Annotated in this window: 12 protein-coding genes; 3 read left to right on the forward strand and 9 right to left on the reverse strand. The window is 70.5% G+C overall.

The window, feature by feature from the left end:
• Positions 1-57: 57 nt before the first annotated feature.
• Positions 58-1,302, forward strand: coding sequence for an HNH endonuclease signature motif containing protein (locus tag BJF85_RS11500; RefSeq protein WP_075847245.1), 1,245 nt, complete (start codon positions 58-60; stop codon positions 1,300-1,302).
• Here the strand turns inward: BJF85_RS11500 and nadC are convergent.
• The 3 genes from nadC to nadA all read right to left on the reverse strand — a co-directional run bounded on the left by nadC (position 1,233) and on the right by nadA (position 4,977).
• Positions 1,233-2,141, reverse strand: a complete 909-nt coding sequence (nadC, locus tag BJF85_RS11505) for a carboxylating nicotinate-nucleotide diphosphorylase (protein WP_083666246.1) — start codon at positions 2,139-2,141, stop codon at positions 1,233-1,235. The two genes, BJF85_RS11500 and nadC, sit on opposite strands and share 70 nt — an antisense overlap.
• Positions 2,138-3,844, reverse strand: coding sequence for an L-aspartate oxidase (gene nadB / locus BJF85_RS11510; RefSeq protein WP_255375570.1), 1,707 nt, complete (start codon positions 3,842-3,844; stop codon positions 2,138-2,140). Before nadB ends, nadC begins: the two co-directional genes overlap by 4 nt.
• Positions 3,845-3,927: 83 nt before the next feature.
• Positions 3,928-4,977: a quinolinate synthase NadA gene (gene nadA / locus BJF85_RS11515; RefSeq protein ID WP_083666248.1), complete on the reverse strand. Its 1,050-nt coding sequence runs from the start codon at positions 4,975-4,977 to the stop codon at positions 3,928-3,930.
• A gap of 107 nt (positions 4,978-5,084) precedes the next feature.
• On the opposite strand from nadA, the gene BJF85_RS11520 reads away from it, so the two are divergent.
• Entirely contained in the window at positions 5,085-5,765 is a 681-nt protein-coding gene (locus BJF85_RS11520) for an NUDIX domain-containing protein (RefSeq protein ID WP_075847249.1), read from the forward strand.
• A 37-nt stretch (positions 5,766-5,802) separates the two neighbouring features.
• Positions 5,803-6,525, forward strand: coding sequence for an LON peptidase substrate-binding domain-containing protein (locus tag BJF85_RS11525; RefSeq protein ID WP_255375571.1), 723 nt, complete (start codon positions 5,803-5,805; stop codon positions 6,523-6,525).
• Positions 6,526-6,581: 56 nt separating this feature from the next.
• On the opposite strand, the gene BJF85_RS30035 is transcribed toward BJF85_RS11525, so the two are convergent.
• From BJF85_RS30035 to BJF85_RS11560, 6 genes are all read right to left on the reverse strand, one after another.
• Positions 6,582-7,172 (reverse strand): DUF2567 domain-containing protein, encoded by a 591-nt coding sequence (locus tag BJF85_RS30035; RefSeq protein ID WP_075847253.1) that lies wholly within the window; start codon positions 7,170-7,172, stop codon positions 6,582-6,584.
• Between the two features lie 302 nt (positions 7,173-7,474).
• A complete protein-coding gene (locus BJF85_RS30040; RefSeq protein WP_255375572.1) occupies positions 7,475-10,108 on the reverse strand; it encodes a SulP family inorganic anion transporter in 2,634 nt (877 codons plus the stop codon).
• Positions 10,109-10,540: 432 nt separating this feature from the next.
• The gene (locus tag BJF85_RS11545; protein ID WP_075847255.1) at positions 10,541-11,695 is read right to left on the reverse strand and encodes a glycosyltransferase family 4 protein; all 1,155 of its coding nucleotides are present in this window, start codon (positions 11,693-11,695) and stop codon (positions 10,541-10,543) included.
• 42 nt (positions 11,696-11,737) lie between these two features.
• The gene (locus tag BJF85_RS11550) at positions 11,738-12,802 is read right to left on the reverse strand and encodes an NlpC/P60 family protein (RefSeq protein WP_139320602.1); all 1,065 of its coding nucleotides are present in this window, start codon (positions 12,800-12,802) and stop codon (positions 11,738-11,740) included.
• A 519-nt stretch (positions 12,803-13,321) separates the two neighbouring features.
• Positions 13,322-13,522, reverse strand: coding sequence for a hypothetical protein (locus BJF85_RS28440; RefSeq protein WP_075847259.1), 201 nt, complete (start codon positions 13,520-13,522; stop codon positions 13,322-13,324).
• Between the two features lie 190 nt (positions 13,523-13,712).
• Positions 13,713-15,131 carry an NAD(P)/FAD-dependent oxidoreductase gene (locus tag BJF85_RS11560; protein ID WP_075847261.1) on the reverse strand — a complete coding sequence of 473 codons (1,419 nt, stop codon included), beginning with the start codon at positions 15,129-15,131 and terminating at the stop codon, positions 13,713-13,715.
• Positions 15,132-15,179 lie beyond the last annotated feature (48 nt).

Here is a 15,179-nt window from a genome sequence, read left to right on the forward strand (position 1 = left end):
GGGGCCTTTCCAAAACAACAAAAGACTTTCGTTTTTTGGTGCGATATCGTCGTTCCCGTGAGCAGAAGACAGGAACTCGTAGAGATCGTGCGACAAGCCAGGGTGGCTCGCGCACAGAGCGACGCCACCGAGATGGCAGCCATGGCCGAACTGTCCGCCATGGAAGGAGACGATCGTGCGCTCGCGGACGAGCTGACGCCCGAACTTCGCGTCCCCACCGCGCAGGTGCGTAAGCGGATCACACGGGCACGGCATGTTGTGCGCACCATGCCCCGACTGCTGTCGGCGATGGAATCGGGCGAACTCGAAGCCTACGGCGCCGGCCGGGTCGTCAAAGTCACCGCACCGCTGAGTGAGGCCGACACGGTGGCAGTGGACGCACAGCTGGCGGAGAAACTCGCACTGGGAACGGCCACGATGTGGCACGCGGACAATCTTGCGCGGCACACCCGCACCATCGTGGAGACTGTCGACCCGGGCGGGCAAGCGGCGCGTGCGAGGAGCGCACGCACAAGCCGGAGCGTCGAGTTGGTGCCCGGCGAGAACGCGACCTCCTCGCTGGTGTTGACGCTACCCGCCGAGATCGCGTCCGCGTGTTATGCCCGCCTGGATGCCCTGGCCCGTGCCCGCGGCAAGGACGACCAGCGCACGATGGACCAGCGCAGAGCGGATTTCTCCGCGGACCTCCTCCTCGGCAACGATCCCGGTACGGCGCCGCCCCAGGCTGACGCGACGGTGTACCTGCACATGCCCGTCGACACCGCGCTCGGCATCAGCGATACCGGCTGCGAGCTGGACGGCTACGGCCCGGTCCCGGCCGTCATCGCGCGCGAGATCATGACCAACGAACGCAGCATCTGGCGGGCCGTGCTGTGCGACCCCGGCACCGGAAACCCGGTCGATCTGGGGCGGACGCAACGCCAGCCGACGGAGCACATCCGCACCATGGTCCGGGTCAGGGACCGGGAATGTGCCGTCCCGTGGTGCCACCGCCCTGCGCGACATTGCGATTACGACCACGAAGCCGAGTGGGTCCGGGACGGGGGCGACACCTCGACAGCCAACAGCGGTCCGAAGTGTCGGAGCCACCACGGCCGCAAGGACGATCCTCGCTGGGTCACGCACTACGACCCGGTACACGGCACGATGACGATCACGACACCCAGCGGTGCCACGTACACGGGCCGGCGAGAGCCCGTGATGCGACCACGCACCGATCACGAACTCGAGGATCAGGCGCTCAGGTCCATGCCGAGGTCCAAGGCGGGCGACGAATGCGTCAATGCACCGACCGCCAAGTAGTCCACGCCGGACTCGGCATAGACGCGGGCGTTCTCGAGGCGCAACCCACCGGAGGACTCGAGTTGTGCGCCGGGGTTCCGTTCGTCGCGCATTGTCACCGCGTCGGCACACCCCTGGGGAGTGAAGTTGTCGAGCAGGATCTCGTCCGCGCCGGCGTCGAGCGCCTCGGCGAGCTGGTCGAGGTCGTCGACCTCGACCTCACAGGGCAAACCTGCCGCATGCTTTCGCGCCAGGCGCAACGCCTCACCGACCGAACCGGCTGCCACCACGTGGTTGTCCTTGATCAGGACAGCGTCGCCGAGTCCCATCCGGTGGTTCACGCCCCCACCACAACGCACGGCGTACTTCTCCAGCAGCCGCAGACCCGGCAATGTCTTGCGGGAGTCCCGAATCCGGCAGCCCGTGCCGCTGACCGCGGCGACCCACGCTGCTGTGGCAGTGGCGATGCCAGACAGATGACACAGCAGGTTCAACGCCGTGCGTTCGGCGGTGAGCAGTCCGCGCACCGGTCCGCGCACGACCAACGCGGGCCGGTCCGCAACCAACCGCGCACCGTCGGCCGCGCGGTCGATGACGACGTACTCGTCCCCAAGAACCTCGTCGAAGACCGCCAACGCTGCAGGCACGCCCGCCAGCACACCCGCGCTCCGCGGAGTCAACGCGCCCGTCGCCGTAGCGTCTGCCCCGACGGTGGCCGCCGTCGTCGCGTCCGGGCCGTACCGCAAGTCCTCGGCGAGTGCGGTCGCGACGACTCTCCGCACGTCGTCGATGTCCGGACCATCGATGGAGTTGCTCTCGGCGAGTCCCTTGTCGCCCTTGTCGCCCTTGTCGCCGCTCATGCGACAGCTACCGCCTTTCGCCGGTCCTGCACGACAACCGGCTGGCCCGACGGGCTCAGCCGAATCGTCTGGCTGCGCCGCCACGACGTGTCATCGCGGTCGGGGAAATCGGAACGAACATGACAACCGCGGGACTCGGTCCGCGACGCGGCGGCGGCCAGCAGCGCGCGTGCGACCAATGTCAATGCCGCGTCCTCCACGCACCGGCGGGTCCAGGCTGCTGCGCACCCGGCGGCGCTGTCGTGCGCCAGGTCCAGCACCGAGCCCGCGACGGCGAGGCCCTCAGCATCTCGGCCGATACCGGCGTAGCGGCTCATCGCGCGCTGCAGGTCGTCGCGTCGGGCGACGAGCGGGACGCCCGCCGGCCCCCAAGCATCGACGGGAGCCACGCCTCGACCGTCCGCGCCCGTCGTAGTGCCCGCGGTGAGGTTCGAGGCAACATCCGAGGCGATGGCTTCAGCCGCTCGACGACCGACGACCATGCCCTCGAGCAGACTGTTGGAAGCCAACCGATTGGCCCCATGCAGGCCGGTCCGAGCGACCTCGCCCGCGGCGTACAAGCCGGTGACGGGTGTCCGGCCGTCGGTGTCCGCGACGACGCCGCCACAGGCGAAGTGGGCCGCAGGTGCCACCGGAATCGGGTCACGCGCGGGGTCCACACCGATGGCATCGCACGCCGCGTGCACCGTCGGGAACCGCTCGGCGAACCGGTCGATCGCGCTCGCGTCGAGGAACACATGGTCGTCGACGCCTCCAGGCGCGGCCGACAGATGGCGGGTGATCGCCGCCGAGACGACATCGCGGGGAGCCAGGTCCGCCATGGGGTGGACACCTGCCATCACGCGCGCGCCGGTCGCGTCCACGAGGACTGCACCCTCGCCGCGGACGGCTTCGGTGACAAGCGGACACCGACCGCGCGCACCCGGCGTGTACAACACCGTCGGGTGAAACTGCACGAACTCGATGTCGGCCACCGGAGCACCTGCACGCAACGCCAGGGCCAAGCCGTCGCCCGTGGCCAGCTCGGGGTTCGACGTTGCTCGATACAGCTGCCCGAGACCACCGGTCGCCAGAAGCACCGCCGAAGCCCGAATGATGCCCGGAACGCCCCCGTCGTCGAGGACTGTCACCCCGGTGACCCGGCCGGACGGACTGCGCACGGCATCGACGGCGACGTGTCCTTCGAGGACGGGAACGCGCTGGCCGGCTGCGGCATCGACGAGCGCGCGCTGGACCTCGGCGCCGGTGGCATCGCCGCCGGCGTGGATCACCCGGAACGCGCTGTGGCCGCCTTCGCGGGTGCGGGCCAGTCCGTGTGTGCCGAGGTCGAAGGACGCTCCCCGGCGTCGCAGGTCCGCGATGGCGGCCGCTCCCCCGGCAACCACCTCGGCTACCGCGGCCGGATCGCACAGTCCGGCTCCGGCGGCCTCCGTGTCGGCGGCGTGAGCTGCGACGCTGTCCGCGACAGCGGGGGCGGCGGGGGCGCCACCTGTCCCTGCGCTGCCGGTCGGGACTCCGGTGCCGGAGCTTTGATCGTCGAGCACGGCGTCGTCGAAGACGGCGGCGACGCCGCCCTGCGCCCACCGGGTGTTCCCGTCGCCGATCGCCGCTTTGGTGACGACGAGAACGCGCACGCCCAACTCACGCAGCCGCAGTGCCGCGGTCAGGCCGGCAGCACCACTGCCGAGGACGACCGCGTCCACGGCCGATTCCCAACGCGGCTGCAACCCAGATCCGGACCCGGTTTTCGCCTCATAGACGTTAACCGAATCCGGGGCACGCCGAGTCATTCGCCGCCGCCGGGCTGGCCGATCTCGATCATCCGCTGCACAGATGCCCTGCCCCGCTCGGCAGTGTCGGGGTCGACATGAACCTCGTCGGCACCCTCACGCAGGGAACGCAGCAGCGCGGCCGGGGTGATCATCTTCATGTACCGGCAGGATGCCCGGTCGTTGACCGCCCGGAAGTCGATGTCGGGTGCAGCCTTGCGCAGCTGGTGCAGCATGCCGACCTCGGTCGCCACGAGCACCGACTCGGCCTTGGTCTCGCGGGCGGCCGTGAGCATGTCGCCGGTGGAGAGGATCTTCACGCGCTCGGCCTCGACGGCGCCCTCGCCCGCCAGGTAGAGAGCCGATGTCGCGCAACCGCACTCCGGGTGGATGAACAGATCCGCACCCGGGTCGGCGGCGGCACGCTCCGCGAGCTCCGGACCGTTGATACCGGCGTGCACGTGGCATTCACCGGCCCAGATGTGCAGGTTCTCGCGACCGGTGACGCGCTTGACGTGGGCACCGAGGAACTGGTCGGGACAGAACAGCACCTCGCGGTCGGCGGGGATCGACGCCACGACGTCGACGGCGTTCGACGAGGTGCAGCAGATGTCGGTCTCGGCCTTCACCTCGGCGGTGGTGTTGACGTACGAGACGACCACGGCGTCGGGATGCTCGGCCTTCCACTCGCGCAGCTGCTCGCCGGTGACCGAGTCGGCGAGAGAGCAGCCGGCGCGCGCGTCCGGGATGAGGACGGTCTTGTCCGGGGACAGAATCTTCGCGGTCTCGGCCATGAAGTGGACGCCGCAGAAGACGATCGTCGACGCCTCGCTGGCTGCGGCGATGCGGCTGAGGGCGAGGGAGTCGCCGGTGTGATCGGCGATCTCCTGGATCTCGGGGAGCTGGTAGTTGTGCGCGAGGATGACGGCGTCGCGGGCGGCGGCGAGGCGGCGCACCTCCTCGACCCAGGCCTCGTCAGCTGCCACACCCCCGTACGGAACGTCGCCTTCGGGCGTGTCGATGACGCCGTGAGCGCCGTCGTGGACCACCGTGTCGAGCCTCGGCATGTCGGGCCTCCGATACGTGCCTTCAAGAGGTTTTCGTCTTACAATCGAAAACTGTGCGATCTCATATTAACAGCACGAGTCCACTGGCACACGAGGTTCTAGCCGCCGTGCTCCAGGTACGCCCCGGTGCGGACCGCAAGGAACCGCCGTCGCTGCAGGTCCTGCTGTGGAGACGTGCGCTCGATCCGCACATCGGACGTTGGTCACTCCCCGGCGGCAGACTCCGCGCCGACGAGGACGTGGCGACGTCGATCCGCCGCCAACTGGCCGAGAAGGTCGACATCCGGCAGCTCACGCACGTCGAGCAGCTGGCCGTGTTCAGTGACCCCCGGCGGGTGCCGGGTCCGCGCGTGGTCGCCACGGCGTTCCTCGGCCTGGTGCCCTCGGACGTCGATCCGGAGGTGCCGGAGGACACGGCATGGCATCCCGTCGCCGACCTGCCCCGGACGGCATTCGATCACGAGTCGATCGTGCTCGGCGCCCGCGACCGGCTGCGCGCCAAGCTCAGTTACACGAACATCGGGTTCGCGCTGGTCCCCCGTGATTTCACGATCTCGCTGCTGCGGGACCACTACTCGGCGACACTCGGGTACCGCGTGGCGGCGACGAATCTGCAGCGGGTGCTGTCGCGGCGCGGTGTGCTGGTCGACACGGGCCGAACGGCCCCGTCGGGGCGTTCCGGGGGCCGGCCTGCGGCGCTGTACTCGTTCGCGCAGCACGACGTGCAGATCACCGACCCGTTCGCCGCGTTCAAACCGCCCGGACAGCGGACTGCGGCGGGTTCGTGAACGGGCGGAGCGGCGCGCCCCGTCGTAACGTGAGGTGGTGGCCGACACGAGACCCGGGACCGAGCGGGAGACCTTGCCGTTGTTCCCGTTGCAGACGGTTCTCCTGCCGGGCACGCCCATACCCCTGCACATCTTCGAGCCGCGGTATCGGCAGCTCACGGTGGACCTCATCACGGGGTCGGTGCCGCACCGACTCTTCGGCATCGTGGCCATGCGCAGCCCCGCCGTGCAGGAGGTGGACGAGCTCGAGCACGTCCACCCGGTCGGCTGTGCGGCACGGTTGCGGGAGGCGAAACGTCTGCCTGACGGCCGCTACGACCTCGTGGCCAGCGGCACGCGCCGGTTCCGGCTGCACGATGTGGACGCGACGGCGGCGCCGTATCTCATGGGCACCGTGACGTGGCTAGACGACCGGCCGATTCCGGAGGAGGCCGACGACGTGGCCGCGCGACTGGCCGACCTGGCGCGGGCGGCGCATCGGCGGTACTGCGGCGCGGCGTGGCCCGACGACGGGTGGCGGTCGCCGCCGGACGACACCGACCCGGCCGAGCTGTCGTACCGGTTGGCCTCGGATTGCGTCCTGCCGCTGCACGACCAGCAGGCGTTGTTGGAGGAGCGGTTGCCGTTGCGGCGGTTGCGTACCGTGTGCCGCCTGCTCAACCGCGAGTCCGGGTTCCTGTCCCAGTTGCGGGCGATTCCGGCGTCGTTGTCCGAGATGGACGGGGGCGACGGTTCGGCGACGAAACCGAGCCTGAACTGACCGGACGAAGCGAGAGCACGAGCCGCCGGCCGCGCAGCCGCGGCGAGGTCGAGCGGTCAGCCGAGCCGGCGGCCGAGGTCGTCGCGGCTGTTCCAGATGGCCAGCATGCCGTAGGTGAGGGCGGTCGTGAACGGTTGCGCCAGGATGACCCAGCCGGTCTCGAGCACGGGCGCGGCTTCGACGACCTCGCCCACCGACGGTGCATCGGTGATGGCGTAGCTGCTGCCGGCGAACGACAGGCCCATCTGCATCGCGAGCCATGCGGACAGCGCCGAGCCGAGAACGGCGGCGATCAGCACCACGGGTCCGCGGCGTTCGCGCATGAGCCACACGACGATGCCGACGCCGATTCCGGCGGCGAGGCCGAGCAGCATGAACACGGCGAGCGCGTCGAAGCGGTGCCAGCTCTCCATCTGCAGGGGCAGCTCGCCGGTCTGGCCGCCGACGATCCGCATGCGTTGCGGCGGGGCCAGCCACGACCAGAGCAGGCCGAGGGGAATGCCGACGAGGGCGACGAAGGACACGACGCTGATGGCGGGGAGCAGGTCGGCCTTGACGACCACCTTGGGCCGCTCGACGCGGACCCCGGTGAACGCCAGCGCGGACCACTCGGGCTGTGCGGATTGCTCCGTCCGCTGCTGTGACAACCGACGTCCTCCTCGCCTACCACGTGCTGACGGTGACGAGCCTAGTCCGTCCGCTCCGGCGTCTGCTGCAGGCCGTCCGTCACCGGGTCGTGTGCGTGGGATGGTCGACGACCGTGCGCGGGCGGCACGTGCGGCCTCCGCCGGGGTCACCGGCAGGAGGCCGCCACGATGGCCGCGGCCGCGGCGGCGGGCTCGATCATCGTCTCCGCCACCGCCCGTCGCGCGGGCCGAGCCGTAGGCAGAGCCACGCGTCGGCCTCGCCGACGGCATGCTCGACCCTAGCCCGCCCGCGCCGACGGCCGTCACGGGGTCTCGACCACGTCGTGCGCGCCGGCCGGTTCGAAATGTCCGGTGTCCGGGTCCAGCAGGTAGACGCGCGCGTGACCGAGGTCGAAGTACATGCCGGTCAGGGTCAGTTCTCCGCGGTCGATCGCGTCGGCCACCAGCGGCGATTCGCGCAGGTGCTCGAGCTGCTGCAGGACGTTGTGCAGGGCCAGCGCGTCGCCCGGGTGGTCGGGTTCGGCTCCGCCGAGCAGCACCGGTTCACTCTCCCTGCTGCGCTGCAGACCGGCCCGACCGTGTTCGAGCCAGTCGGCCAGCGCGGTCAGTCCGTCGGGCGCCTTGCCCACGACCGCGCGCATCGCGCCGCACGAGGAGTGGCCGCACACGACGATCTCGTTGACCCCGAGCACGCTCACCGCGAACTCGACCGACGACCACACCGAGGCCCCACCGCCGGCGTCGGCGCTGTGCGGGGGCACGAGGTTGCCGACGTTGCGGACGGTGAACATGTCGCCGGGCCCACTGGTGGTGATCATGTTCGGCACGATGCGCGCGTCGGCGCACGTGATGAACAGTGTGTGCGGGTGCTGACCGGCGGCCAGTTTGCTCATCGTGCCGCGCACGAGCGGCGCCGTGCGGTTCTGGAACTCGGATGTGCCGCGGCGCAGCGGGGCCCGCTGGTCCGGGATCGCCACGTCGGCCGCCGGAACGTCGACGCGACCGTTCCCGTCCGCACCGTCGTTCGCCGAGCCCGAACCGGCACCGGAACCGTTGTCGGGGCCGTTGCGAGAACCGTTGCGAGAACCGTTGCCCGTGCCGTTGCGTTGTCCGATCCGGAATCGCTTGCTGGCCCGGATGCGCTTGACGGTGCGAAGTCGTCGCGCCGGGTTCTCACTCCGGGTGCCGCCACTGTCCGACGTGGAGCTCGTCGCCGGGCGTCCCGGCGACCCCACAGACTCCGACTCCGCAGACTCCGAGCCCACAGAACTCTCCGGGGACTCCGGAGTCCCCGACGCCGGCCCGGAGTTCGACTCCGCCGCTGCCGACTCGGAAAGGTAGCCGTCGCGGGCCATCCACTCCGACCACGGGGCGAGGAACCTCGGGACGGCGACGCCCGCACGGTCCTTGCGCACGATGGGGCTGCCGTTCTTGCCGCGGGCGAACCAGGGGTGTCCGACCTCGTCGACGATGACGGTGCCGCCGCTGCGTTCGTAGGACTGTTGCCAGGCGTGCAGGCAGTCGAACGAGGCATGATCGAGGTAGTCGACCACGAGCTCGAGCCGCACCGTGTGGCCGGCCGGAAGTCCATTGAGGACAGCCGAGAGTCGCGGCACGGACAGGAACGTGAGCGCACCCTCGACGACGATGTGGTAGCCGTCGCCGTCGTGTTCGGTGTGCACGCCCGACCACATGGTGCGGCTGAGCATGAGCACGAGCGACAGACCGATACCGATGAGCACGCCCGTCAGCAGGTCGATCGTGACGACACCGGCGACGGTGACGACGTACAGCGGCAGGTCGCCGTGCTTGCGCACCTCGCGGATGTGCGCGACGTTCACGAGTTTGGCGCCGACGTGCACGAGCAGGCCGGCCAGCGCGGCCAGCGGGATGCTCTCGATCAGCACCGCGAGCAGGGCGGTGAACAGCAGCACCCACACGCCGTGCAGGATCGCCGAGCCCCGGGTCTTCGCACCGGCGTTCACGTTGGTGGTGCTGCGCACGATCACGCCGGTGATGGGCAGGCCGCCGAGAGCACCGCTGGTCATGTTGCCGACACCCTGGCCGACGAGCTCACGGTCGAAGTTGCCGCGCTTGCCGGTGTGCATCTTGTCGACCGCGACCGCGGACAGCAGGGATTCGATGCTCGCGATCAGGGCGATGGTCAGCACCGCCACGGCGAACTCCATCCACACCGCCTCGGGCAGCTGCGGCATGAATTGCAGGTCGAGGACGTCGCCCGGCAACTGCACGCGCTCGGCGGACGAGCTCGTCACGGCGGCGAGCACCGTCACCAGCACGATCGCCGCGAGCGGCGCCGGCACCTTGCGCACGGACCGCGGAAGCTTCCCCCAGGCCAGGAGGATCGCCAGCACCAGCAGGCCGAGGAACGCGGCCGAGCCGTGCAGGTCGAGCAGCTGACCCGGCAGCTGCACGATGTTGGCGATGGCGGAGCTGTTGGAGTCTCCGCCGAGGATGACGTGCAGCTGTCCCAGCACGATCGTGATGCCGATGCCGGCCAACATGCCGTGCACGATCGCCGGGGAGATCGCCAATGCGGCCCGCGCGATGCGGCTCAGTCCGAAAAGGACCTGAAGCGCACCCGCGGCCAACGTGATCGCACAGGTGACGGCCCAGCCGAACTGGTTGATGGTCTCGGCCATCACGACGGTGAGGCCGGCTGCGGGGCCGCTGACCTGCAGGGGCGAGCCGCCGACGGCACCGGCGACGATGCCGCCGACGACGGCGGCGATCAGACCTGCGGCGATCGGTGCGCCCGAGGCGAGCGCGATGCCGAGGGACAGGGGTACGGCGACGAGGAACACCACGAGCGACGCCGGAACGTCGTGGCGCAGCACGGTTCGCCACCAGGGAACGGCATCGGCATCGCCGGGGTCCCCTTTCTGGTCGCTTTCCTGACCGGTTGTCAGCGTCATCGAAACGGCCTCCTCGAGGTCGGGAACGAATCCCACTCACGTTTTCGCGGTGGGAGCAATGGCGCTCGGTCGACGGCGACCGCGGAACCCCCGAGCCGACCCGCGACCGTCGTCGGACGCGGCGCGTCGGAGTCCGCGCGCTTGCAAGTACCAACACCAGGTACCAGAGGAAGACCCCGAATGTCCCGTTTCCGAAAGGAACTCTCATTCGGTGCTTACGTGAACGTCACTCCACAGAGGACTGACGGACGACAAGATCAACATCTACGGGTGGTCTGCTACTCACCCGAAAAAAGGATATTTGGGATGGCATGGTCACCGAATGCGCTCGCCGGCCCGTGAACACAATGACCACAACCGGATTGGGTGATTTCACCTCGAACGCCGCTCGGAAATCCCCCGTTCACCTTCGAGCGAGCACCGAGGAGGCGCCTACCGACGGGCCGGTGCCCGTCCGTCGAGCAACGCGGCGAGGCGGGCGGCGAGCACGTCCCACCGCCAGTGCTCTGTCACCCACGCGCGTCCCGCCTCGCCCATGGCGCGGGCGCGCACCGGGTCGGCCAACAGGGACGAGAGCGTGTCGACGAGCTGTTCGCGTTTCCTGCCGTCGACGACGTGTCCGGTCACCTCGTCGCGGACGGTTTCCGGGGCGCCGCCGGAGTTTCCGGCGACGACGGGCAGGCCCGTGGCGGACGCCTCGAGGTAGACGATGCCGAGGCCTTCGACGTCGAGTCCCTTCCCGCGGGTGCGCGCGGGCATGGCGAACACGTCGCCCGCGGTGTAGTGCGCGGGCAGTTCCTCGGCGGGCACGGAGCCGGTGAACACGACATCGTCGACGACGTCCTCGTGTTCGGCGAGTGCGGTGAGCTGGGGGCGGTAGGGGCCGCCGCCGACGATCAGCAGCGCGGCGTCGGGCACGCGGGTGCGGATCTCGGGGAGCGCGCGGATGAGCATGTCCTGGCCCTTGCGGGGCACGAGCCGGGACACGCACACGATGGTCGGCCGGTCGCCGAGGCCGTAGCGGGCGCGCAGTTCGGCGCGCGCGGCCGGGTCGGGGCGGAACGTCTCGGGGTCGACACCGGAGGGCAGGTGTTCGAGGCCGGCCAGCGGTCCGAAGGCGGAGGCGAACCGTTGGCGGGTGTAATCGCTGACGTAGGTGACGGCGTCGACGGTGTCGCCGATGCGGCGCAGGGCCTGGCGGGCGGCGGGCAGCATGGACCAGCCGACCTCGTGGCCGTGGGTGGAGGCGACGATGCGCCGGGCGCCGGCGGCGCGCAGCGGGGCGCCGAGGAGCGCGAGCGGGGCGGCGGCGCCGAACCAGACGGTGTCGCAGCCGCGGGAGCGGATCAGCTCGGCGGCGCGGCGGTACACGTCGGGGGTGGGGAGCATGAGCGACGTCGGGTGCCGCACGACGTCGGAGGGCTGGCGCGCGTCGAACTCACGGGACGATCCGGAGGCGCGCTCCCAGGTGGGTGCGTAGACGACGAGGTCGTCGGCGGGCAGGCGCGAGGTGAGGGCCTGCAGGTAGGACTGGATGCCGCCGGGCCGGGGCGGGAAGTCGTTGGTCACCAGGAGCGTTCGGCGCATGGTGCCACGCTATCCCGCCCCGGACGGGCGGCTCGTGGAGTGTCAGGCGACGCGCACGGCGCCGCTGTACTCGTCCTGCAGCGGCGACACCTTGACGACGTCACCGGTGGTCGGCGCGTGGACCATCTGGCCGTCGCCGACGTAGATGCCCACGTGGTACGCGGGCGAACCGGAGAACACGAGGTCGCCGGGTGCCAGCTGGTCACGGGACACCGGGGTGCCCGCACCGGACTGCTGCGAGGAGGCGGTCCTCGGGATCGAGACACCGGCCTGCTGGTAGGCCCACGACGTCAGACCGGAGCAGTCGAACGTGTCCGGTCCGGTGGCGCCGTAGACGTACGGGCTGCCCCGCTTGCCCAGTGCGGCGTTGACCGCGGTCTGGGCGGCGGCACCGGGGGCGGTGACCTCACCGGGGTCGGCACCGACGTCCTGCAGCGAGGCGCTCTCGGCCTCGTTGAGGAGACCGGCGGCTTCCTCCGCCTCGGCGATCTGCTCGTCGAGGCGGTCCTTGCGCTCCGAGATGTCGTTCTCGAGTTCCGCGGCCGCATCCTCGGCGGCCGATGCCTTGTTCCTGGCATCGGTGGCCTGCTTCTCGGCCGCGGCGGCCGAGTCGACAGCGCCGCGGAGCTTGCTGAGCGCCTTGTTGCGGTCGGCGGCGATGACGTCCAGTGCCGACGAGCGTTCGAGGAAGTCCTGTGCCGAGTCACCGGTGAGCAGCGCCGACATGCGGTTCATCTGCGATCCGCTGGCGAACGACGCGCCGGCGAACCGGTCGACGTCCACCCGGTAGCGCTCCTCGTCCGCCTCGGCGCGCTTCTTGGCCTGCTGCGCGCCGGTGAGCTGCCGGTTGGCCTGACGCAGTTCGTCCTGCTTGGCCTCGAGGTCCTCCTGCGCCCGCAGGTGTTCCTCGTTCAGCTTCTCCGCCCGCTCCGAGAGGTCGTAGTACCGCTGGAGCGCGTCGGACTCGGCCGGCTGCTGTGCTACGGGGGGTGTTTGGGGGGCGGGGTTGGGGGAGGCGGTCGCCGGTGACTGGAAGGTGACAACCGCGACGACGGCGGTGGCCGCCAGCGCGCTCGACATCACGCGCTTCACGGGTTGCGACTGCACGTCGCTCATGTCTCCTTTGCGGTCCAGCCGCCTACCGGTCGGTTCGGGCGAGGTCGGGGGTCCTCGCCACATCCCGTGTCGGGCGCAGCAGCGTGGGCCGGCATGGAGGGCATGGCCGTCTCTGTTGGCAGATACCACCGGTAGATCTTTGGCAGATACCACCACAGAGGCTCGGAGCGATTCCGATTCCATGCCGCGCGGCTGTGCACGACGTCCGGCGCAGCTCCCCGACATAAGCTGCTTCGGCGGCGACCTCGCGTCGCCGAACGTGTGGGACGGCTGCCTGACGCGAGATCTCGGCCAGGTTACGAAACCCGGTGGGCCACGTCCAGCAACAGCACGGTGTCATTCGCCGATCGCCGGGGCCTACACGTTCGGACCAGCGGTTCCTCTGACGCTGTGACCGGTCTTACACAGCGCATGCGAACTGGCCTGGACCGTTCACCCGATCGATTGGACCGCTCACCGCACAACCCACCGCCCGACGAACGTCGGGCGTGTCGTCCCCGGCGGACGGTGTCAGCCCGCCCGCTGTCCGTCGCCGCCGGATTCGTCCGCATCACTCGCCGAGTCGGTACTCGCCGGTTCGGTGCCCGACGGGCGGACGGGATCGGTGCCGACCGGGTCGAGGGGTTCGACGGGGACCAACCGCAGCCGGGGCCGGCCGTCGGCGGCCGACTCGAGCTCGGGCGGCGGTCCACCGAGTAACACGCTGACCATGCAGTCGTGACACCCGTGGCCCCGCACGCTGCACCGGTCGCAGTCGATGATCAGCTCGTCATCGCGCCCGACCTGCGCATCTGGTTCCCGCTGGTGATCGCTTCGCCCTGGTTGCATGCCCGCACGGTAGGACCGGGCACCGACATTTCCGCGACCACTGCCGTCCGTAGGCAACCCGATCGGGGAACCCTCACAGGCCGTACTCCTCGAGGAGCCGGAGCCACACCTCACTGATCGTCGGGAAGGCCGGAACGGCGTGCCACAACCGCCGCAGCGGCACCTCCCCGACCACGGCGATCGTCGCGGCGTGCAGGAGCTCGGCGACGTCCTGGCCGACGAACGTCACCCCGACCAGCACCTCACGCCGGGTGTCGACGACCGCGCGCATCCGGCCGGTGTAGCCCTCGGCGTGCAGCGCCGATCCGGCGACGGCGATGTCGAGTTCCACCGCCCGCTGCCCGGGCCATTCGGCCTCCCGTCTGCCGACGGCGGCCACCTCCGGATCGGTGAACACGACCTGGGGAACCGCGTGCCGGTCGGCGGTCGTCGCGTGGCGACTCCACGGGGCCGGGTCGACGTTCTCGTCGGTCGCCCTGGCGACGACCACATCGCCCACGATGCGCGCCGCGTACTTGCCCTGATGCGTCAGCGGCGCCCTGGCCGTCACGTCCCCCGCCGCGTACAGCCACCCGCCGTCCACATCGGATGCCAGTCCGTGGTCGTCGACCGACACCGGCCGGCCGGGTTCCAGACCGACCGACTCCAAACCCAACGCGTCGGTCGCGGGACGGCGCCCGGTGGCCAGCAGCAATCGGTCGGCGGTCACGGATCCCTCGGACAACGCCACCCGGACCGAACCATCCATTTCGGACACCGACTCGGCCCTCGTGTCGGGGTGCAGCCGCACGCCCGCTTCGCGCAGTCCGTCGGCCACGGCGTCGCCTGCGAACTCGGGGTAGCCGGGCAACGGCCGCGGACCGGTCATGATCAGGTGCACCTCCGCGCCCAATCGGGCCCATGCCTGCGCGAGCTCGGTGCCGACGACCCCGCCGCCGAGCACGGCCAACCGGTGCGGGACCGCCGACGCCGCGGTCGCCTCCCGGGACGTCCACACGAGTTCGTCCGGCAGTCCGTCGAGACCCGGCAACGGCGGACGGGTCGGGACGCTGCCGGTGCACACGATCACCGCATGCCGCGCGCGCAGAACCCGCTCGTCGCCCGCACCGTCCCCGACCGTCACCTCACGCTCTCCGGTGATCCGTGCGTGCCCGCGTACCGGCTCGATCCCGGCGCCGCGCACCCAGTCGAACTGTCCGCTGTCATCGCCGCGCCCGGTGAAGTCGTCGCGGCGGGCGAACACCGCGTCGACGTCGATCCTGCCGTCGTGGTCGACCCCCGGCATCCGCCCGATCGCCGCGAGCAGGCTGCCCGGCCGCAACAACGCCTTGCTCGGGATGCACGCCCAGTACGAGCATTCGCCGCCGAACCGTTCGTGTTCGACCAGCGCCACGTCGAGGCGTCCCCCGCCGCCGCGCACGACGCGGTCGGCCGCGTTCTCCCCCACCGGACCGCCGCCGATGACGACGACGTCGTACGCGTTCTCGGTCATGCCTCGAGCGCACACCACCGCACCGGGTCCCGCAACCCGGCGATTCTC

Origin of the sequence: Saccharomonospora sp. CUA-673 (assembly GCF_001942305.1) — a bacterium.
Taxonomy (GTDB): Bacteria; Actinomycetota; Actinomycetes; order Mycobacteriales; family Pseudonocardiaceae; genus Prauserella.

Coding starts and splice junctions, on each gene's coding strand:
- nadC (WP_083666246.1), bottom strand. CDS start 2,141: ATGAGCGGCGACAAGGGCGACAAGGGCGACAAGGGACTCGCCGAGAGC.
- nadA (WP_083666248.1), bottom strand. CDS start 4,977: ATGCCGAGGCTCGACACGGTGGTCCACGACGGCGCTCACGGCGTCATC.
- BJF85_RS30040 (WP_255375572.1), bottom strand. CDS start 10,108: ATGACGCTGACAACCGGTCAGGAAAGCGACCAGAAAGGGGACCCCGGC.
- BJF85_RS11545 (WP_075847255.1), bottom strand. CDS start 11,695: ATGCGCCGAACGCTCCTGGTGACCAACGACTTCCCGCCCCGGCCCGGC.
- BJF85_RS28440 (WP_075847259.1), bottom strand. CDS start 13,522: ATGGTCAGCGTGTTACTCGGTGGACCGCCGCCCGAGCTCGAGTCGGCC.
- BJF85_RS11560 (WP_075847261.1), bottom strand. CDS start 15,131: ATGACCGAGAACGCGTACGACGTCGTCGTCATCGGCGGCGGTCCGGTG.